General features: G+C 73.1%; 16 protein-coding genes and 1 pseudogene. 7 read left to right on the forward strand and 10 right to left on the reverse strand.

Annotated elements, in window-relative coordinates; translation table 11 throughout:
- Nucleotides 1-47 precede the first annotated feature (47 nt).
- Nucleotides 48-1,649 (forward strand): aklavinone 12-hydroxylase RdmE, encoded by a 1,602-nt coding sequence (gene rdmE / locus ACLJT4_RS19090; protein WP_411123462.1) that lies wholly within the window; start codon nucleotides 48-50, stop codon nucleotides 1,647-1,649.
- Nucleotides 1,650-1,740: 91 nt separating this feature from the next.
- Here the strand turns inward: rdmE and ACLJT4_RS19095 are convergent, their stop codons facing one another.
- Nucleotides 1,741-2,382: a PepSY domain-containing protein gene (locus ACLJT4_RS19095; protein WP_411123463.1), complete on the reverse strand. Its 642-nt coding sequence runs from the start codon at nucleotides 2,380-2,382 to the stop codon at nucleotides 1,741-1,743.
- Between the two features lie 425 nt (nucleotides 2,383-2,807).
- On the opposite strand from ACLJT4_RS19095, the gene ACLJT4_RS19100 reads away from it, so the two are divergent.
- Nucleotides 2,808-3,977 carry an anhydro-N-acetylmuramic acid kinase gene (locus ACLJT4_RS19100; protein ID WP_411123779.1) on the forward strand — a complete coding sequence of 390 codons (1,170 nt, stop codon included), beginning with the start codon at nucleotides 2,808-2,810 and terminating at the stop codon, nucleotides 3,975-3,977.
- A gap of 57 nt (nucleotides 3,978-4,034) precedes the next feature.
- On the opposite strand, the gene ACLJT4_RS19105 is transcribed toward ACLJT4_RS19100, so the two are convergent.
- Both ACLJT4_RS19105 and ACLJT4_RS19110 read right to left on the reverse strand, forming a co-directional pair.
- A complete protein-coding gene (locus tag ACLJT4_RS19105; protein WP_038524451.1) occupies nucleotides 4,035-5,171 on the reverse strand; it encodes a DUF4185 domain-containing protein in 1,137 nt (378 codons plus the stop codon).
- A 337-nt stretch (nucleotides 5,172-5,508) separates the two neighbouring features.
- Nucleotides 5,509-6,390 (reverse strand): alpha/beta fold hydrolase, encoded by an 882-nt coding sequence (locus ACLJT4_RS19110; protein WP_411123464.1) that lies wholly within the window; start codon nucleotides 6,388-6,390, stop codon nucleotides 5,509-5,511.
- 574 nt (nucleotides 6,391-6,964) lie between these two features.
- Between ACLJT4_RS19110 and gntA the strand changes: the two genes are divergently transcribed.
- A complete protein-coding gene (gene gntA, locus ACLJT4_RS19115; RefSeq protein WP_411123465.1) occupies nucleotides 6,965-7,654 on the forward strand; it encodes a guanitoxin biosynthesis heme-dependent pre-guanitoxin N-hydroxylase GntA in 690 nt (229 codons plus the stop codon).
- Nucleotides 7,655-7,820: 166 nt separating this feature from the next.
- On the opposite strand, the pseudogene ACLJT4_RS19120 reads toward gntA, so the two are convergent.
- The 3 genes and pseudogenes from ACLJT4_RS19120 to ACLJT4_RS19130 form a co-directional block, all read right to left on the reverse strand.
- Nucleotides 7,821-8,783 (reverse strand): annotated as a pseudogene (locus ACLJT4_RS19120) (PLP-dependent cysteine synthase family protein); the annotation flags it as partial.
- A gap of 145 nt (nucleotides 8,784-8,928) precedes the next feature.
- On the reverse strand, nucleotides 8,929-9,204 hold the full coding sequence (locus ACLJT4_RS19125; RefSeq protein WP_411123466.1) for a hypothetical protein: 276 nt from the start codon (nucleotides 9,202-9,204) through the stop codon (nucleotides 8,929-8,931).
- Nucleotides 9,205-9,244: 40 nt separating this feature from the next.
- Nucleotides 9,245-9,769 (reverse strand): DUF4232 domain-containing protein, encoded by a 525-nt coding sequence (locus tag ACLJT4_RS19130; protein WP_411123467.1) that lies wholly within the window; start codon nucleotides 9,767-9,769, stop codon nucleotides 9,245-9,247.
- A gap of 314 nt (nucleotides 9,770-10,083) precedes the next feature.
- Between ACLJT4_RS19130 and ACLJT4_RS19135 the strand changes: the two genes are divergently transcribed.
- Nucleotides 10,084-10,491, forward strand: coding sequence for a RidA family protein (locus ACLJT4_RS19135; RefSeq protein ID WP_411123468.1), 408 nt, complete (start codon nucleotides 10,084-10,086; stop codon nucleotides 10,489-10,491).
- Between the two features lie 55 nt (nucleotides 10,492-10,546).
- Here the strand turns inward: ACLJT4_RS19135 and ACLJT4_RS19140 are convergent, their stop codons facing one another.
- The 3 genes from ACLJT4_RS19140 to ACLJT4_RS19150 form a co-directional block, all read right to left on the reverse strand.
- Nucleotides 10,547-11,134 carry a transcriptional regulator gene (locus tag ACLJT4_RS19140; protein WP_411123469.1) on the reverse strand — a complete coding sequence of 196 codons (588 nt, stop codon included), beginning with the start codon at nucleotides 11,132-11,134 and terminating at the stop codon, nucleotides 10,547-10,549.
- Nucleotides 11,134-12,759: a helix-turn-helix domain-containing protein gene (locus ACLJT4_RS19145; RefSeq protein WP_411123470.1), complete on the reverse strand. Its 1,626-nt coding sequence runs from the start codon at nucleotides 12,757-12,759 to the stop codon at nucleotides 11,134-11,136. Before ACLJT4_RS19145 ends, ACLJT4_RS19140 begins: the two co-directional genes overlap by 1 nt.
- 97 nt (nucleotides 12,760-12,856) lie before the next feature.
- Nucleotides 12,857-13,942 (reverse strand): VanZ family protein, encoded by a 1,086-nt coding sequence (locus tag ACLJT4_RS19150; RefSeq protein WP_411123471.1) that lies wholly within the window; start codon nucleotides 13,940-13,942, stop codon nucleotides 12,857-12,859.
- 265 nt (nucleotides 13,943-14,207) lie between these two features.
- On the opposite strand from ACLJT4_RS19150, the gene ACLJT4_RS19155 reads away from it, so the two are divergent.
- Nucleotides 14,208-15,512, forward strand: a complete 1,305-nt coding sequence (locus tag ACLJT4_RS19155) for a cytochrome P450 (protein WP_411123472.1) — start codon at nucleotides 14,208-14,210, stop codon at nucleotides 15,510-15,512.
- Nucleotides 15,513-15,523: 11 nt separating this feature from the next.
- Here ACLJT4_RS19155 and ACLJT4_RS19160 read toward each other — a convergent pair whose 3' ends face one another.
- A complete protein-coding gene (locus ACLJT4_RS19160) occupies nucleotides 15,524-16,402 on the reverse strand; it encodes a glutathione S-transferase C-terminal domain-containing protein (RefSeq protein ID WP_411123473.1) in 879 nt (292 codons plus the stop codon).
- A 451-nt stretch (nucleotides 16,403-16,853) separates the two neighbouring features.
- Between ACLJT4_RS19160 and ACLJT4_RS19165 the strand changes: the two genes are divergently transcribed.
- On the forward strand, nucleotides 16,854-17,312 hold the full coding sequence (locus ACLJT4_RS19165) for an RrF2 family transcriptional regulator (RefSeq protein ID WP_411123474.1): 459 nt from the start codon (nucleotides 16,854-16,856) through the stop codon (nucleotides 17,310-17,312).
- 272 nt (nucleotides 17,313-17,584) lie between these two features.
- Complete coding sequence (locus ACLJT4_RS19170; protein ID WP_411123475.1) at nucleotides 17,585-18,865, forward strand: acyl-CoA dehydrogenase; 1,281 nt, start codon at nucleotides 17,585-17,587, stop codon at nucleotides 18,863-18,865.
- The last annotated feature ends 17 nt before the right edge of the window (nucleotides 18,866-18,882 follow it).

Genomic DNA, 18,882 nt, shown 5'->3' on the forward strand with positions numbered 1-18,882 from the left:
GGGATCCGTCCCGCACCGAAGCGGGCTTCGCACAAGGGGGAAGGATCGTGACGGAGCGGACGTCCGTACTGGTCGTGGGGGCCGGACTGGCCGGCCTGGCCAGCGCGATGTTCCTGGCGGGGCGCGGCGTCGACGTGCTGTTGGTCGAGCGGCGCTCCGGGACCTCGATGTTCCCCCGGGCGGTGGGGCAGAACCAACGCACGATGGAGCTCCTGGGGTTCGGCGGCATCGCCGACGCCGTCCCGACGCACACGCCCGGCCGATCCATGTTCCGGGTCAGGATCGCGGCCAGTCTGCGGGGGCCGACCCTGCACGAGGAGCGCTCGGAGACCGACCCCGCGGACCTCGACGCGCTGTCCCCGGCCGCGTTGGGCACGGCCGGCCAGGACGCGCTGGAGCCGCTGCTGCGTCGGCGCGCCGAGGAGCTCGGTGCCACTCTCCGCTTCGACACCGAGTTGGTCTCCTTCGACCAGGACGACGACGGCGTGACCGCGGTGCTCCGCGGGCGCTCCGGCGAGCGACCGAGCCGGGTGCGCGCGGACTACCTCGTGGCCGCCGACGGCAACCGCAGCGGTGTGCGCGGCGCACTCGGCGTCGACCGGCACGGCCCGGGCAGCCTGGGCCACAACATCAGCATCATCTTCGACGCCGACCTCGGTGACCTGACCGACCGGGAACCGACCCTGCACGTGCTCCACGCCGACGAGGCCAGCGGCATCTTCCTCACCCTCGACCACGCCGCCGGCCGACATCTCTACAGCGTCGCCCACGACCCCGCCGACGACGGGACGTCACCGGCGGACTTCACCCCCGAGCGCTGTACCGAACTGGTCCGCCGGGTCACCGAGTTGCCGGACCTGCGACCGGAGATCAAGGCCGTGCAGCCGTGGGAAATGGCGGCCTCCGTGGCGGACCGGTTCCGGGTGGGGCGGGTGCTGCTGGCCGGGGACGCCGCCAAAGTGACCCCGCCGAGCGGCGGATTGGGGGGCAACACCGCCATCGGCGACGCGTACGACCTGTCCTGGAAGCTCGCCGCGGTCCTCGACTCGTCCGCCGGGACGGCGCTGCTCGACTCCTACGACGCCGAGCGCCGCCCGATGGCCGAACGGGTCGTCGCCGCGGCGCTGAAGCTCCTCGCCGGCCGCGGGGCCGTACCGGCCGGCGAGAGCACCGAGCCCGAGCCGGCCACCGACCAACAGGGCACGCTGCCCGTGACACTCGGCTTCCGCTACCGCTCGTCCGCGGTGCTCACCGAGGACGACGACCCCGCCGACTCCGAGGATCCGTACCGGCCGAGCGGCCGACCGGGATTCCGTGCGCCGCACGTGTGGTTGCACCACGGCGGCGGCACGACGTCCACGGTGCACCTCTTCGGCCGTGACTTCGTGCTGCTGTCCGGTGTCGAGGGTGGTTTCTGGTCCGGCGTCGCCGCCGAGGTCGCGGCGCGCCTCGGCACGAGCGTGCGGCCCCACGTCATCGGCGAGCAACTGACCGACCCGACCGGCGCGTTCCTCGCCCGCTACGGAATCGGCCCGTCGGGCGCCAGCCTGGTCCGGCCGGACGGCGTCGTCGCCTGGCGGGCCGCCGAAGCGCCGGGCGATCCGGCCCAGGCCCTGCACCGGGCGCTCACGGCGGTCCTGTCGCGGTAGGCGCGGGGCGGTGGCGCGCCCACCGGGTCGCCCCGGGCGCAGGCGGGCCGGTGCCTCCTGCGTCCGGCCCCGGCCCACCGGTGCCGCCGGCTCAGTCGTCACCGCCGTCGTGGTCGTCGTGGTCGTCGTCCGCGGCACGCGGGGAGACGGTGCGCAGGGCGCCGGTGTGCGGGTCGACGAGCAGCTCGTGCTCCGTGCCGTCGCTGGTGACGGTCTCGACCTCCCACACCGGCGTGGCGCCGTGGTCGTCGGCCAACTCCACTGAGGTCACCGTGCCGTGCCCGGCGGCGGCCTTCCGGACCGCGTCGACGGCGCCCGTCCGGGCACCGACCAGGGTGGCGCGTTCCCGCGCGTGATCGTCGTCGTCCCCGCGGTCGACGCGCTGGCTCACCACCCGGGCCGTGCGCGCGTCGAGGGTGATCTCGTGCCACCGGCCGTCGTCGCCCAGCACGTCCACGTCCCACACCAGGCCCGGACGATCGCGGTCCAGATCCAGGTCGGAGACCTTGCCCGGGACGGCCTGGAGGGCGGCGGAGGCGGCCTGGGCGGCGGTCACCCGGACCGCGCGGGCCTCCTGGAGGTCCTCGACGTCCGGGCGGCCGTGCCCGGCGGCCGGCGCCGCCGCCGGAGCGCTGCCGCCGGAGCCGTCACCGCTGACCGCGACGGCGGTGACCGTGCCACCGGCCAGCAGGGCTACCGCGGCGGCGGTGGCGATGACGAGGTGGCGCTTCATGGGTTCTCCTCCGATGGTGGGGCGCGACCCCGGTCGTCCGGGGCCGGCGCTGTCGAACGCTGTGCCACCACAGTGGCCGAACCCACCTGAAGCCCAACTGAAGCCACCTGAAGATCCCTTCAGGTGGCTTCCGCTCGCCCGGGCGGCCGGTGCCGGCGCCCGCGCCCGGCCCCGCGTTCGCGCAGGTGCGCCGCACGGCGATCGGGTCAGGCCGCCCCGGAGCGGACCGTGCCGGCCGGCAGGACGGGCCCCCGCCGCTGCCCGTCCCCGGGCGCAACTCCCCCTCGTTGACGGCATGCTGAGGAAGACCCGCGCCGCCACCGACGGCCACCGCCCCGCACCGCTCCGTCCCCCCTCGACGACAGGAAGGCCCCATGCCGCCCTCCCGCCCCGCCCGCACCGCGGCCCGCGCACCCGGCGACACCCTGCGCGTGATCGGTCTGATGTCCGGCACCTCCCACGACGCCATCGAGGCCGCCGCCGCAGACCTCACCCTGCACGGCGACACCCTTCGCCTGCGCCCCCTCGGACACCTCTCCGTCCCGTACCCGGACGACCTGCGGAACCTCATCGCCGCCACGCTGCCCCCGGCCACCACCACCGCACGGGACGTCTGCGCCCTGGACACCGGCATCGGCCACGCCTTCGCCGACGCCGCCGACCGCGCCCGGCACGAGCTGTGCGCCGACGCCGCCGACCTCGTCGTCTCCCACGGCCAGACGCTCTACCACTGGGTTGAGGACGGAACCGTCCGCGGCACGCTCCAACTCGGCCAACCCGCCTGGATCGCCGAACGCACCGGCCTGCCCGTCGTCTCCGACCTCCGCAACCGGGACGTGGCCGCCGGCGGACAGGGCGCCCCGCTGGTCAGCATGGCGGACGCCCTCCTGCTGCGGGCGCTCCCCGGCACACCGGCGGCGCTCAACCTCGGAGGCATCGCCAACATCACCGTCGTCGCCCCCGACGCCGCGCCGCTGGCCTTCGACACCGGCCCGGCCAACGCGCTCCTGGACGCCGCCGTCCACCACTTCACCGGCGGCGCAGCCCACTACGACCGGGACGGACACCGGGCCGCCGCCGGCCGGACCGACCCCGACCTGCTGCGCCGACTGCTGGCCGACCCGTACTACCGCCGGCCCGCCCCCAAGACCACCGGCAAGGAGCACTTCCACCTGCCCTACCTCCGGCGAACGCTGCACACCACGCCGGGACTCGACACCGCCGACGTCCTGGCCACCCTGACCCGGCTGACCGCCGTCACCGTCGGCGACGCCTGCCGCGCCCACCGCGTCACCGAACTGATCGTCTCCGGTGGCGGGACCCGCAATCCGACCCTCATGCGGATGCTCGCCGAGGAACTTCCCGACGTGCCGCTGCGTCCGAGCGACGCGCTCGGCCTGCCCGCCATGGCCAAGGAGGCGCTGGCCTTCGCCGTCCTGGGCTTCCTCACCTTCCACGGGCTGCCCGGCACCGTGCCCGCCGGCACCGGCGCCCGACGGGCCACCCTCCTCGGAAGCATCACCCCGGGCCGCACGCCGCTCCGCCTCCCCGCACCAGCGCCCCGGCCCCCGCGCGCCCTGCGGATCGCGACGTGAGGCCGGCGTCCCGTGCGGGCCCGGCCCGAGGGCGGGGCCCGCACGGGACGCCCAAGTTCAGGACAGCATGTGCACCTTGTACTGCATGAACCGGTAGTTCCTCGGGTCGTACCACTGGCTGACGACGATGTGGAAGTCGCCGAACGTCGAACCGGGGACGACGAATCCGCCGTACGGGCTGGCGACGAGGTTGCCCACCTCCTGGCCCGGAGCGCCGGGCAGGATCATGGTCTGCTCCAGCGTCCTGGTCAGGTCGGACGTCGGGAGCGGGAAGACCATCGCCCGGATCGACAGGGCGTTCATGTTCAGCCAGGTGAGGACGTACTTGCCGTCCATCGCGCGGAAGCAGATCTCGCCCCACTTGCGGACGCCGAAGACGGTGGTCGGAGGCGCGCCCCACCGCCAGGCGCCGTCGGCGTAGCCCCACGGCTCGTAGGCGCCGGGGTTGCCGAGGCTGTCCTTCCGCACGCGGTGCAGGAGCATCCCCGACTCCACCTCGCGGTTGAAGACCGTGGACAGCACGTAGCAGAAGCCGTCGTCGGCCACCGCGTAGGTCTTCTGCTGGAACTGGCCGCCGTGCAGGTCGGCGGGCCACTGGCACAGGTATTGCCAGGTCTCGCCGTTGTCGGTGGAGCGCCAGAAGTCCGTGTGGTGGGTGTCGTAGATGACGCCGCGCATGAGGTGCATGTACATGACGCCGTCGACGACGAACACGTCGGAGGGGATCGCCGTGGTGGCCTTGTCACCGACCGGGTTGTGCGGCTCGTCGACAAGGCTGTTGGCGTGGCCGCCGCCGACGCTGCCGTCGATGCGCAGGTTGTTCAGGTCCGCGCTGTTGGAGCGCAGGCCGACCGGGGCCCGCCAGTCGTCGGCGGGCTCGCCGGGCTGCGGGACGTGGTCGCCGTTGAACGTGTCGCCACCGACGAACAGCATGGTGCCGTTCGGACAGCGCACGGGGATGCCGAGGTCCGTCCACGGCGAGGCGAACGGACCGGTCTCGGCCGGCCCGCTGAGGTTCTTCACCTTGTAGGCGATGGTCGGGCTGGAGGGATCGTTGGGCCCACCGGCCCGCGCCACGCCGGCGGTCGAACCGATGACCCCGGCCCCCACCGCGGCGCCGATACCGATCTTGAGGAGCTTGCGGCGGGAGTGCCCGCCGACCGTCGCGTCCCGCTCGTCCGATGGACGTGTCATTGCATCGATGCCTTTCAGAGCCAACTGACGGGTACGAGGAGCTGCCCTCGGCGCCACTGTCCTTGCCGGGGGGGGTAGTTGGGATTCCCGATCACGTGAACGGCGGGCTGCGGAGGCACTGGACGTGCCGTCGCATCCTGGCTGGCCGTCGGTCGCCGCCGGTGCCGGCGAGGTGCGCGCCTGGAACCGCCGACGCCGTTCCCGACGCGCGTCGACGCTAGCCAGCACCGATGAAACGGCGATGACATGACGATGACCTCGCTGATGGGCGGGCCCCGCTCGCCTCCCGCCACGGCCCCAACCGGTCGAGGGCGGCCCGCCGTTCCCCTCTCGACCGTCAGCTCGTGTGGTGCTCCAGGGCGTCGAGGAGCTGCGGCCAGAGTGCGCGCGGGCGGTCGTGCCCCATGTCGGGGATCAGCCGCAGCTCGGCCCCGGGCACCAGGTCCGCGGTGCGTCGCCCGCCGCTGGGATCGATCAGCGTGTCGTCCAGTCCGTGCAGGACCAGCGTCGGCACCCGCAGCTCCCGGAGCGCGTCCGCCCGTGAACCGCTGAGGATCATCGCGCCGAGCTGACGCCCGATCCCGGCGGGGTAGTGGGAGCGGTCGTAGCTGAGCGCCGCCAGCTCACGCAGGGCCGCGACGTCACCGTAGCGCTTGGAGGCCCACACCAGTTCCCGGTCCGCCGCCGCGACGTACCCCTCGCGGTCCGCCGGCTTCGGGCTGAAGAGCACCGCCTGCGCTTCCGGGGTGGGCTGGCCGTACGCGCCTTCGCCGGTCGAGGACATCATGGACGTCAGCGTCAGTACCCGCTCCGGATGGCTGATGGCCATCGTCTGGGCGATCATCCCGCCCATGGAGGCGCCCACCACGTGCGCCCGCTCGATGCCGAGCGCGGTGAGCAGGCCCAGGCCGTCGTCAGCCATGTCCTGGAGCCGGTAGGGCACCATCGCCAGGGCGGAGGGGAGGTCTCCCGAGCTCACCGCCGCGATGAACCGACCCATGTCGACGGGGTGCTCGTCGAACTTCGTGGACAGCCCGCAGTCGCGGTTGTCGTACCGGATCACGTAGCGCCCGCGGTCCGCGAGCGCGCGGCAGAGGTCCTCGTGCCAGGCGATCATCTGGGCGCCGAAACCCATCACGAGCAGAACGGGGGCGTCACGGGGATCACCGAAGGTCTCATGGGCGAGGGACACTCCGGGCGACACGTCAACGAGCGGCATGCACGCAGCCTGCCAGGGCCGGCAGCCGCCGCGCATCCCCGTTCCTCGTGTCGCGCGCGGCGGGGGGGGGAGGGGACGTCGGCTTCCCCGCAGGGCTCGTCGCTACGCCCGAGCCGCCGGCTTCCGCCACCTCAACGGCAATGGGACCGGCCCGCCCCCACCACATCCGTCATCGGGCGAGAAAGGGGGAAAATTGCTGGTCGCGCCCCGAGTGCCAGGCCGCGACGGACCCTCCGAAGGGGCGGCCCGCTGCACTGCGATGCTCGCCGGACGGCCTGCGTCGGCGGCCCGTGACGCCCCTCGCCGAGGAATCGGTCGGCAAAATGCCCGTGTCCGTCCGGCGATGTGAGGAATTCGTCGCGACGGAGTCGCGGAGGGGATTTCGCCGAGCGGCCCTCGGCGGTCACAATCACTCAGCGACCTTCCCCGTTCTCCGCGAACCGGGTCCGGTCCGCGCAGCCGCGATGCCTGCTGCCGTGGACCGGTTCCGGCCGCTGTGGGGTGGGCGCTTTCGGATGCCTGAAGGAGATGATCTCCCTTACGAGGAGGCACGTTGGTGGAAGGAAGGCTGGCCATGACGTCGGATGCGCGTGAGCAGGTCGAGCAGTTCATCCTGGGCGACCGGTTCGCCTGCCTGGCGGGACGCTCCGCCTGGCGCCAGGGCGGCATCACACACCGGCACTATGACCTGCTGGGGGGCGCCGAATCGGCTCGGCTGATGGCGCTCGACCTTGCGGAGTTCGTGGACGGGGCGAACTGGAGCGCCCGCTCGTTCACGAGCTTCATCGCGACCTTCGAGCGACCGAGGGGGGTGGATGAGCTGCGGTTCGAGGAACTCCTCTGGGAACATCTGCAACTACTGCACGAGACGGACGCCGAGACCCATCGCTGGGCCGACGGCTACGCGTCGGACCCGCAGGCCAAGGAGTTCGCCTACAGCGTCGCCGGCCATCCGTTCTTCGTGATCGGCCTGCACGAGACCCACCGCCGGTGGGGCCGCCGTCCTCCCTTCCCGATGCTGGCCTTCAACTCCCACGAGCAGTTCGCCCACATCAAGGGCGCCGGCATGTGGGACCGGCTCGCGGAGAAGATACGCAAGCAGGACATCAAGCTGCAGGGCGACATCAATCCCAACCTGACGGAGTACGAGGAACTCTCCGAGACCCGCCGCTACTCCGGACGCCCCAAGCCCGCCGACTGGCAGTGCCCCTTCGCTGCCCGCGAGACCGATCGCGAGCGGGAACTCGCCCCGTCCGGCGTCTAGCCACCCCGTGTTCGGGCGGCCCGCACACCCATCGGGCCGTCCGAACACCCCCTGCCGGGGCCGCCGGGCTCCGCGCCCGCGGGCCGATCCTCGGCGCGGACGACCGCCCGCGCGACGCGTCGGACCCGCCCTACGCCCCGCCGACGGTCGCGTCGTCGCCGAGCTGCTCGCGCAGCCACCCGTCGTCGAAGACCTTGCTCAGGTAGTTGCGGCCGGAGTCCGGAATCACCACGACCACCAGGTCGTCCGGACCGAGCCCGACGGCGACCCGGAGGGCCGCGGCCACCGCGGTACCGGCCGACGCACCCACCAACAGTCCCTCCTCACGGGCCAGTCGGCGGGCGGTCAACAACGAGTCGCGGTCGCTGATCCGCTCGAACCGGTCCACCACATCGGTGTGGAACGACTCCGGCCAGGAGTCGTCCACCGTCTCGGGGTGGCGGAACAGACCGATGCTCTCCACCGCGTAGGCGGTGCCGGGCCCGCCGGAGTACACGGACGCCTCCGGGTCGGCGCCGATCACCCGGACCCGGCCGTCGCTCACCTCTTTGAGGTAGCCGCCCGTGCCGCTGATCGTGCCGCCGGTGCCGACGCCCGACACCAGGTGCGTGATCCGTCCCTCCGTCTGCCGCCACAGCTCCGGACCGGTACTGCCGCGGTGCGCGCAGGGGTTGGCGGGATTGTTGTACTGGTCGGCCAACCACGCGCCGGGCGTGGTCCGGGCGAACCGCTCCGCCGCCGCCCTGGGGTGGTCGGGATGCTCGCGGGGCACGTCGCCGGGGCAGACCACCACCTCGGCACCGTAGGCGCGCAACACCGCCACCTTCTCGGCGCTGCTCTTCTCCGGCAGGGTGAACACGCAGCGGTAGCCGCGCTGCGCCGCCACCATGGCCAGGCCCACCCCGGTGTTGCCCGAGGTCGCCTCCACGATGGTGCCGCCCGGTCGCAGCAGTCCGGCGTCCTCGGCGGCCCGCACCATGGACAGGGCGATGCGGTCCTTGACGCTCCCGCCCGGGTTGACGTACTCCAACTTCGCGTAGACCGGCACGGCAAGGCCCACGGTGATGCGGTTGAGGCGGACCAGCGGGGTGTTCCCGACCATGTCGGCGAGGGATGCGTAGACGTCCATCGCAGCAGTCTGCCGGAAAAGCCCGACGGCCCGGGAGCAGGCCGCCGGCCACCGCGTGCGCGACCGCCGAACGAAGGACCGGCTGACCGCTCCGCGGACCTGCCCCGCGCGCCCAGGGCCCGGCGGAACCCGCGCTGCCCGCCGGTCAGTCAAGGGCCAGGTACGCAGGCGACGGCTGGCGCAACGCGGGATGCTCGACCGGATACCGCTCACCGTGGATCGCCGACATCGCCCAGTGCCACGCCTCGTCGTGGAAGACGAGACCGCGGTACGGAGCGTCGCTCGGCTCGTACGGATAGTTCCGCAGGGCCGCCTCCCGGGCCTCCACGTCGGCCAGCGCGCCGTGCCGCCGCATCACCCACGCGTAGCGACGCCGCTCGCCGTGCAGGGTCTCCAGGTACTCGGACTCGGTCCACGTCATGCGCCGAGCCTACGAGTTCGGCTCGACGCGCCGGGCGGGACTACGCGCCGGGCCGGACCGGGCCGATGACGGTGCCGGCGTCGACGGTGAGCCGGCCGTTGGCGCTGGACTCACCGGGGATCACGCCTCCGGGGACCTTCAGCGTGAAGGTCGCCTCGTCGGCGGGGGTGCCGCCGGCGCTGTTGGGCACCTGGATGTCGAAGTGCACCGGGTGCCCCGGGCCGAAGGTCACCACCGTGCCCTGCGGGCCGTAGTGGCCGGCGGTGACGCCCCTGAGGACACCGTGGTGGTAGAAGCGCACGTCGATCGGCGAACCGGCCAACCCGCACGGGTCGTAGCCGGGCGCCGCGGTCAGCGTGACGCGGTAGTGGTGGTGCCCGGAAGTGGCGGGAGCCGGGGTGATCTTGGCGGTGTGGTTCGCGGGACGGCACGCGGAGGGCATCCCCTTGCCGGCCGCCGCGGCCGTCGGGGACGAAGCCTGCGCCACTCCCCCGCCCACTCCCACCGCGCCCACCAGCGCGACGGCGGCTGCGGTGACGACGATCTTCCCACGGGTACGCATCATGAACACTCCACTTTCGCTCGGCGGTTGACGGGTGATCCGCCGGACCCTGGTCACCTCCATTCCTCCCCTTCCACCGGGCCGACAAATGTCATAAGTCCGTCACGAATGGGCCAGAGGTCCGCCTGTTCGCAGTCACGCCGATGCTCGGACGCGTCAGGTCCGCCGCGCCGCCGAACGAGCCCTTGACCTGCTTGGTCACCACGAGGTTCCCCCGTCACCGAAAAGTGCGTTCTCCCACGTCAGGAGTCACTCTCCTACGGTGCCCGAGTAACCACTAGAGACCAACAGGTCTCGTGCGACGAGGAGGCAACAGCATGGCCATCACCCTGGTGAACCCCGACGGACTACCCGAGATCGACGCCTACCGGCAGGTGTCGATCGCGTCCGGATCGAGACTGGTGTGGGTCGCCGGACAGGTCGCCTGGGACGCCCGGGGCGTCACGGTCGGCGAAGGCGATCTCGCCGCCCAGGCCGAGCAGTGCTACCTCAACGTCGGCACCGCCCTGGCCGCGGCCGGCACGTCCTTCGAGGACGTGGCCAAGCTGACCGTCCACGTGGTGGATTGGACCCCCGACAAGATGCCCCTGCTCCTGGCGGGGATCGCCCGGGCCGGCGAGACGTTGGGGTGCACTCCGGTCGCGCCGGCCACCCTGCTGGGCGTGGCAGCACTGGACGTCCCGGAGCACCTGGTCGAGGTGGAGGCGGTCGCAGTCATCGCCTGACACCGACCGGCAGGCCGAGGCGGAGAACGGCGTCGCAGGTCCGGTGGCGTGGTGGTCAGGCGGCCCAGCCGACGGAGGAGACGTAGGTGTAGGCGTCCCAGTCGGTGCCGAGGCCGCCTTGGATGATCTCGTCCCAGATCGCTTCGAGCTCCCGCGCGTCGTGCGCGATCCACGCATCCACCGCCCGATCCCAGATCAGCCCACGGACATTGATCGAACGCGTCTCCACCTCGCGCCGGTGACGCGGATCCACCTGCGACTGGTCGGCGGGATCGATCTCGACGCGGGTACCGCGGCCGCGGTTGGTAAGACGACGTTTGAGGTCGGCGACCACGTTGCGACGCCGCAAGTCCCAATACGCCACGTCCAGGCGCGCGAGGTTCGCCTTGCTGGGCATGCGTTCCTCGGCCAGCCACGCCATGAGAGTGCGGGGGCGGACGTGGATGCCGGCCCGGTCCATCGCCTCGTAGCCCGCGTCGGAGGCGGTCAGGTACCGCAGGCGGGCGGACAGGCCACGCTCGGAGGTGACCGGGGACTCGACGCCGGTGACCATGCGGTCGATGCCTTCGGCGGTGCAGACCCAGCCGGGCAGGGCCCGTGCGCCGTAGTGACCGATCCGGCGCCACCGCGCATCCAGCGCCATCAGCGGGCCACCCGGCCGACGGTGTACTCACCGGAGGCTTTGGCGTCGCTGTGCTTGATCTTCATCTGGGCCAGGCCGCGCCCCTCGGTGAAGACCTGCCGCCAGTCACCGGCGAGATGGAGTTCGTCGGTACCCATCATCGCGATGACCTCCAGCCCCGCCTGGTGGGCCTTGTACGCCTTGCCCCACAGGTTGGCGTACGCCTGACTGTGGATGATGTGCATCCAGTCCGGGCGCTGGATCTCGCGGTTGTGGATCGACTCCCCCATCGTCGAGATGAACTTCGAGTACATCGCCTTCACGTACCCCTCGGTGATCGAGTCGTCCTCGGCCAGGGCCGTCTCCCGGGCGGCGGCCAGGACCTTGCGCAGGGCGTCGAGGAAGTTCTCCGTCGCACCCGACGTCCACGACTCGTGCACCACCGGCGCCTCGATCAGAGCGTACTTCGGGCCCGACAGGCGCAGCAGCAGACGCAACGTCGCATCGGTGATCCACAGGGCGCCGGGCTCTTCACGGTCGCCGAGCGGGTCGGGCAGGTGGGGATGCTGCCACGGTGCGGGGGTGACGAGGTGGACGCCCGCGCGCTTGGGATCGACGCCGTCGGCGCAGGCGTGGTGCTCCAACTTGCCGATCGGAAGCCAGCACTTGAGGGCGGACAGGTAGGCAGCGTTGGCGTCCAGGGCAGTGACGTGGACGTCACCGGGGGCCTTGAGGGAGTAGTGGGGGTGGTGGAAGTTGGGGCGGGCCTCCCAGATCTGGTCCGGCTCCCGCTTCGAGGGCTTGTGCAAGATGTCCGGCAGCGACGGATACGCCGTGTACTGGTACCGCGCCGTCGCCCGCGTCTCCTCGAACAACCGCATCACATCCGGAATCGCCCGCTTCACCAACGCCTGCAACGCCGCATCCGCATCGCCCTCGGCACGCTCCAGCTCCTCATGCACGGCGCCGGCGATCAGCGTGTTGGTCTCGGCCTGCGCACGGGCCGAGGACTGGGCGCGACGTTGCGGCCGCGACGGCACCCGCACAGGGGTGGGGCTGGGGGCCGGCACCGTCCGGGGGCTCGCGACCGGAGCCTGGGCGACGACTGCCTGGACGACGGCTGCCTGGGGCGGTAGGGCGGTCGGCGCGGGGGCGCTGGCCTGCGGGTTGACGGCCGGGGGCTGGCACATGGCGCCGGCGTGCAGCGGGCGGCCGTCGGTGGACTGGAAGGGCGTCGGCACACCACAGCGGACGCACGGACCGGGCTCGCCCTGGACGGCCAGGCCGTCCGACCGCCAGGCGGTCTGGGCCGCGAAGTCCGGCGCCACCGCGGCACCGGGCGCGGGCTGGGTGACGGCCGCGGGCTCCGGATCCTGCACTGCTGACCGGGCCGGTGCCGGGTGAATCTGGGCGAGTCCCTCCAGCAGCCGCAGATACTTCACGCGCCCGGGCGGCTGCGGGTCCGTCTCGCCGGACTCCCAGTTGGCGACGGTCTGCCGGCCCACCCCGACCGCGGCCGCCACCTGAGCCCGCGACAACCCCGCCGCCTCACGCAGCCGCAATCGTTCCGCGGGCTCCGGCGTGCGCGCCATGAGCCGCGCTTCTTCCAGCAAAGCCTCAACACTGTCGAGCTGACCCTCACTCATGGCTCAAACCTACCCCAGCCTAGTCGCATTCTGGCGCTGCATTGGGCATCGTCTCGCCTTTCATTTGGCAGGTAAGAGGCAAAAGGGGCACCGATCCTCAGGCGGGATCCGACTCCGGCCCCGGAGCGCCGTGCGTCGTCAGTTCCACCACCCGGCCGGTGGGCGACACCCGCACCTCCAGCGTCCCGGGCCCCGCGGCGTCCGGCGCGGTGGACCGGTAGCGCAGCACGTGACCGCGCCGTTCGTCCTGCGACGGCAGGGACGTGGCCTCGGCCGCCTCCGCCACTTGCGGGAACCACTTCCGCACGAACCGGTCGCCGGCGGCACGGGCCCGAGCGGCGGGCAGCGCACCGGTGTCACCGGCGGGGCCGTCCCCCGCCGGCCACGCGAAGCGTTCGAGCCGGCGTTCCGGCCAGCGGACGACGAACGAGCCGCGGCGCTCGACTTCCACGGTCAGGCGCCAGCCGCCATCGTGCAGCCGCTTCCGCCGCATCGCCATGGCCGAGTTGCCGCCACCGAACAGGTCGGTGGCGGCCCCGTCGAGCCAGTTCTGCTGTTCTCCCGTCTCGACGCGACGTGCCTGCGCCCGGGCCTCGTCGTCGGACGGTTCGACGGCCACGGCGAACGCCCCCACCAGCAGTGCTCCGCCGAGCGCGGCCGCAGCGGCACCGCGCAGGGCGTCCCGGCGGGTCAGCGGGCAGCGGCGCCGGGCGGCCCACAGGCCGACGACGCCGAGGAGGACGCCGAGGCACCCGCCGAGAGCGTTCGCCTTGAGGTCGTCGTAGCTGCACGCGCGGCCGAGTTCGGTCGTCCCCTGGAGGAGTTCGATGCCGCCGGAGAGGAGCAGGCATCCGGCCAGGACCGTGACCGGGCGGCGGAAGAGCAGGACGGCGAGGAGGCTCGGCGGGACGAACAGCGCGACGTTCAGCCGTGCCGACTCCGAGCCCAGGAAGGCCCATCCGGGCAGGCCGACGTCGCAGGACCCGCCCTGTCCCGATCCGCCGCCCCCCGGCAGCATCGTGACGACGAGTACACCGGCGAACGAGACCGCACACAGCACGGACAACGCGACCGGGGCGCCCCTCGCCTTGCCCACCGCAGCGGCGCCCGCCCCCAGGACCGCGGCGAGGACGAGGAACGCCGGCAGGAGTCCCGGTAATGCTCCGACGGCTCCTTCGATCACGTGGTTCTCCCATGCCTCGATGCGGGGTGACGGGGCATCATGCCAAATCACGCCGGTGGGCGGGGCACCCTTGCGGGGCGGTGCGGGCGGGGCCAGGGTGGTCGTGGTCGTCCGTCCGCCGGCGGTGCCCGGCCCGGAACACAGCGGGAGAGCGCGTGGCTTCCTTCGTCCTGCCGCACACCCTGCACGGTCGGGGTGCGCACGAGGTCATCGCGGTGCGCGGAGGGTGCGCCGACCGGGCGGCCGGCGGCGGGCCGGTGGCCGGGTGACCGGCAGCACCGGCGGGGCCGGGCGGGTGCCCGGCCGGGAGCCGGCCCGGTCCCCGGACGTGCCCGACGTCTTCGATCCGCGCCGCTACGCCGCCGGGCTGCCGCACGACGCGTACCGGCTGCTCCGCGACCACCACCCGGTGGCCTGGCAGGACGAGCCGGAAGTGCTGGGTTGGCCGGCCGGCCCCGGGTTCTGGGCGGTGACCAGGCACCGGGACGTGGTCCGGGTGTTGAAGGACGCACGGACCTTCTCGTCCCGTCTGGGAGCCACCCAGATCCGCGATCCCGACCCCGCCGACCTGCCGTTCATCCGGCGCATGATGCTCAATCAGGACCCTCCGCAGCACAACCGACTGCGGCGCCTGGTCAGCCGGGCCTTCACGCCGCGCCGGGTCGACCGCTTCGAGGACGCCGTGCGGGACCGGGCGCGCACCCTGTTGGCCTCGGCGGTGGACGCGGCTCGGGCCGCCGACGGGGTGTGCGACCTGGTCGGGACCGTCACCGACGACTACGCACTGCGCAACCTCGCCGACTTGTTGGGCGTGCCGCCCGCCGAACGCGGTCTGCTGTTGGACTGGACCCGGCAGGTCATCGGCTATCAGGACCCGGACGAGGCCGGCCCGGCGGTGACCGGGGCGAGCGGCCGGCCCGTCGACCCGCGCTCCCCCGCGATGCTCCGGGAGATGTTCGCGTTCGCCCGCGAACTGGCCGCGCACAAGCGGCGGCACCCGGGCGACGACGTGATGACGGTGCTGGCCGCCGACCGCGAACTGGCCGTTCCCGAGCTGGAGATGTTCTTCTTCCTGCTGACCGTCGCGGGCAACGACACCGTGCGGAGTGCGGCGCCGGGCGGACTGTTGGCGCTCGCCGGGCATCCGGACGCCTATGCGGCGCTGCGCACCGGCGCGGTGCCGATGGGCCCGGCCGTGGAGGAACTGTTGCGCTGGCACCCGCCGGTGCTCAGCTTCCGCCGCACCGCCGCGGTCGACACGGAGCTGGCCGGCCGGCGGATCCGCGCCGGCGAGAAGGTCGTGGTCTTCCACGCCTCGGCCAACCACGACGAGCGGGTGTTCGCCGAACCCGGCCGGCTGGATCTGGGCCGGGCCCCGAACCCGCACGTCTCGTTCGGGGACGGTCCGCATGTCTGCCTGGGCGCGCACCTGGCCCGGTTGCAGCTGCGGGTGCTCTACGAGGAGACCTGCGCGCTGCTGCCCGCGGTGGCGGTCGCCGGACCGCCACCGCGGCTGGTGTCGAACTTCATCAACGGGCTGAAGTCGCTGCCGCTACGGGTGGCGACGTGAGCCGGTCGGGGTCAGTGCGGCGCCGGCGTGACGTGCCGGCCGGGGGTGGGGGCCGTCGTCCAGTCCACGATCTGCACGGCCGCGCCGGCGGCCTCCCGGCCCAGGCAACGGGCGTGGTGGCGACGGGCGATGGCGGCCAGGTCGAGGGGGCGGGCGAAGGCGGGTCGAGCGGCCAGTCGGCGGGCGTAGGACCACAGGTGGCGGTGGCCGGCGATGCGCTGCACCGCCGCGGCGTCGAGGTGCCAGCGGTGGACGGTGTCGAGTTGGACGAGGGTCACCCACAACTGGACGTCGGCTGCGGTCAGTTCGGAGCCCAGGAGGTAGGGGCGGTCGGCGAGCTGTTGCTCCAGTGCGGCGAGCGCGCCGAGCAGGGTGTCCAGGGCGGACGCGTAGCCGGGGTGGTCGCTGCCGAGGCAGCCGGCCTGTTGGGCGGCCTGGTTGATGTCCTGCTCGCAGCGGTGCGCCAGCGCGTCGATGGCGTGCCGGGCGGGCGCCGGGTACAGGTCGGGGCCAGGGCCGGCGAACCGCTCGGCCAGGTCGTGGAGGATGTCGGGGGCGTGGGTGCTGACGATCCGTCCGGTCCAGTCGTCGCTGAGCACCGGGGCCGCGGCCGGTCCGCGGTACTGGTGGGCGCTGGCCTCGTAGAGGGGGCGGAGCGCGGCGTAGCCGCAGTCCGGGGCGTCGGGGACGGCGGGCAGCTGCGTCACGGGCAGGGTGTCACCGAGGTCGAGCAGGCCGTGGGTGATGGCGATGCCCAGACAGTGCGGGCAGGACGGGGAGAGGTGGAGCCGGTAGCGGTGCGGTACGGGGTAGTGGCCGCTGCGCGCGTCGGAGCCGATCCGGCCTCGGAAGGCCGGGTCGGCGGCGGATGCGGCGAAGGTGGTGGTCATACGTGTCCCTGGGTGCGAGGTCCGGTGCGTGGACGTGCGGGCGGGCACCTGGCGGCGCACGGGCGGGCCCGGGCGGGCGGACGCACGGTGCGGCCGGGCAGGGGCCGGGCCCGGCGGGTGGCGCGGCGTCAGGGGAACCGGTCCGCCGGCGCCTCGTGGGGGGACTACGCCGCGCTGCAGACGCGCAGCAGATCGATGTGACGGCGGGAGGTGAGGAGGGGAAGCGGCCGGTCCGCGCGTCCCGCGCGGTCGCCGTCCCGCTCTGCGTGCCCCATGGTTTCCCACCCGTTCACTAGGGTTCCCGCCTTGAGTGTCGAGGCGGCACCGGGCTGCGTCAAGGGTGGTGCGCCGGTCCGATGGAGCTGGTGGGGTGGCTGGCGGTGGGTGGTGTGGGAGCGTGGCGGGGTGGGCGGCCCGCGCCGGGCCCGGTGCGCTCGGGGATAATGCCGGCATGCGGATTTCAGCCAGAGCGGACTACGCGGTGCGCGCCGCCCTGCAACTCGCGCACGCCCGGGACGGGGGCCCGCTCAAGGCGGAGGCCATCGCCGACGCCCAGGACATCCCACACAAGTTCCTCGAAGGCATCCTGAACGACATGCGGCGCGGCGGCCTGGTCCTCAGCCAGCGCGGCGGCAAGGGCGGGTACCGCCTGGCCAAGGCCCCGGAGGAGATCAGCGTCGCGGACGTGATCCGGGTGGTGGACGGGCCGCTGGTGTCGGTGCGCGGCGTGCGGCCGCCGGAGTTGTCGTACACCGGGCCCGCCGAGTCGTTGCTCCCGCTGTGGATCGCCCTGCGGGCCAACGTCCGGCAGATCCTCGACGGCGTGTCGCTGGCCGACGTCGCGTCGGCGGAACTCCCGGACGAGGTCCTGGCGTTGACCCGTGATCCGGCCTCCTGGACGAATCCGTAGTTCACGGGTCCGTGACCGGCGCGACCGCCTTCGGGGCACCCTCTGTGGCCGGCCGAACGGTGGTCCCGCAGTCCACGGCCCCAGCCGGGGCGTCCGAAATGCGACCCCGATCCGTCCACCCCTTGAACGCCCCTTGCCGGGAACGAAAGTTCGGCAGCATCATGCCCGTATTCCCTACTAATCCAGTGGGAAAACTAGGAAAGCATTGCCGGGCAAGCCCGACCGGGACGGCCACGCCCCGGTCCCAGCCGACGAGGACGGTGAACGGCGCCATGCCGAAGAGGTCCGCAGTACGCCCCGCCGCCCCGCCGGCCAGCCCGCCGGCGGAGGACGCGATCTGGCCGCGCGTCACCCGGGAGGTCGCCGACGACCTCGCCGTCGACGCCCTGGCCCGCGACCGGGCCGGGAAGCCGCCCTTCGACGAGCTGTCACGGCTCCGCGAGGCCGGTCTGCCGGCCCTGCTGACCCCGCCGGGGCCGCTCCGCGGCGGCAGCGACTGGCGCACCGCCTGTGCGGTCATCCGTGAGATCGCGGCCGCCGACAGCTCGATCGGCGAACTCCTCGCCCGTCACTACGCCCTGACCTGGAGCGCCCGGTTCTTCGGCACCGCCCACCAGGCCGACACCCTCGAACGCCGGGTGGCGGAGGACCAGTGGCTGCTGGCCGGCGACATCGGCAACCCGGCGGCCGACGCCGAACCGCCCGCCCCGGAGACCAGCCCCGACCTCACCCTCGCCCCGCACGGCTCCGGCTACGTCCTGAACGGCCGCCGGTCGTTCGCCGCCGGCGTCGCCGTCGCCGACCGGCTGGTCGTCGGTGCCGCCTGCACCGAGACCGATGACTGGCTGATCGCCCTCGTCGACCCGGCCCACCCGGGCATCACCACCGACCCGGCCCACGACCGCCTGGGACAGCGCCTCGCCGGCGCCGGCAGCATCACGTTCGACTCCGTGCCGGTGGCGGCCGAGCAGCTCCTCGGCACCTCCCCGCACGACGAACAACACGTGACCGCGTACGCCACGTTGGCCCCGCTCGCCCTGCGACTGGCCCTCGTGCACGTCGCGCTGGGCATCGCCGAGGGGGTGCTCGCCGAGGCCCGCGACCTCAGCCGCGCCGCCCCGCGCACATGGCAGGCCGCGGACGCCCTCCCCGCCCCGTACGCGGAGCAGCCGGGCGGCGACCCCTATCTGCTGCTGGCGTACGGCGAACTGGTCGCCGCCGCGCACACCGCGGCCGCCGTGGTGGAACCGGCCACCGAGGCGTTGGCGCGGGGCCTGCTGATGGGTCGGGAACTGGGCGTCAACGAACGCGCCGACATCGCGGTGCTGGTCGCCGCGGCCGAGGCGGTCACCGGCCAGTCGGCGCTCCAGATCACCACCCGCATCCTGGAACTGACCGCCACCGCGGACGCCGACGCCGGTGACCCGGGCTTCGACCGGTTCTGGCGGAACGCCCGCGTACTGACCGCGCAGCGTTCGGCCGCGCACAGTCTCCGCGCGATCGGCGACCACTACCTCAACGGCATGCATCCGCCGCTGACCCTGCGGATCTGAGGGTCGGCGGCGGACGT

It is taken from the genome of Streptomyces sp. x-19 (assembly GCF_046549115.1).
GTDB lineage: Bacteria > Actinomycetota > Actinomycetes > Streptomycetales > Streptomycetaceae > Streptomyces > Streptomyces albulus_C.

Excerpts from the sequence above, each read along its gene's own strand:
- ACLJT4_RS19095 (WP_411123463.1), bottom strand. The coding sequence starts at position 2,382 with ATGAAGCGCCACCTCGTCATCGCCACCGCCGCCGCGGTAGCCCTGCTG.
- ACLJT4_RS19105 (WP_038524451.1), bottom strand. The coding sequence starts at position 5,171 with ATGACACGTCCATCGGACGAGCGGGACGCGACGGTCGGCGGGCACTCC.
- ACLJT4_RS19110 (WP_411123464.1), bottom strand. The coding sequence starts at position 6,390 with ATGCCGCTCGTTGACGTGTCGCCCGGAGTGTCCCTCGCCCATGAGACC.
- gntA (WP_411123465.1), top strand. The coding sequence starts at position 6,965 with ATGACGTCGGATGCGCGTGAGCAGGTCGAGCAGTTCATCCTGGGCGAC.
- ACLJT4_RS19125 (WP_411123466.1), bottom strand. The coding sequence starts at position 9,204 with ATGACGTGGACCGAGTCCGAGTACCTGGAGACCCTGCACGGCGAGCGG.
- ACLJT4_RS19130 (WP_411123467.1), bottom strand. The coding sequence starts at position 9,769 with ATGATGCGTACCCGTGGGAAGATCGTCGTCACCGCAGCCGCCGTCGCG.
- ACLJT4_RS19135 (WP_411123468.1), top strand. The coding sequence starts at position 10,084 with ATGGCCATCACCCTGGTGAACCCCGACGGACTACCCGAGATCGACGCC.
- ACLJT4_RS19140 (WP_411123469.1), bottom strand. The coding sequence starts at position 11,134 with ATGGCGCTGGATGCGCGGTGGCGCCGGATCGGTCACTACGGCGCACGG.
- ACLJT4_RS19145 (WP_411123470.1), bottom strand. The coding sequence starts at position 12,759 with ATGAGTGAGGGTCAGCTCGACAGTGTTGAGGCTTTGCTGGAAGAAGCG.
- ACLJT4_RS19160 (WP_411123473.1), bottom strand. The coding sequence starts at position 16,402 with ATGACCACCACCTTCGCCGCATCCGCCGCCGACCCGGCCTTCCGAGGC.
- ACLJT4_RS19165 (WP_411123474.1), top strand. The coding sequence starts at position 16,854 with ATGCGGATTTCAGCCAGAGCGGACTACGCGGTGCGCGCCGCCCTGCAA.
- ACLJT4_RS19170 (WP_411123475.1), top strand. The coding sequence starts at position 17,585 with ATGCCGAAGAGGTCCGCAGTACGCCCCGCCGCCCCGCCGGCCAGCCCG.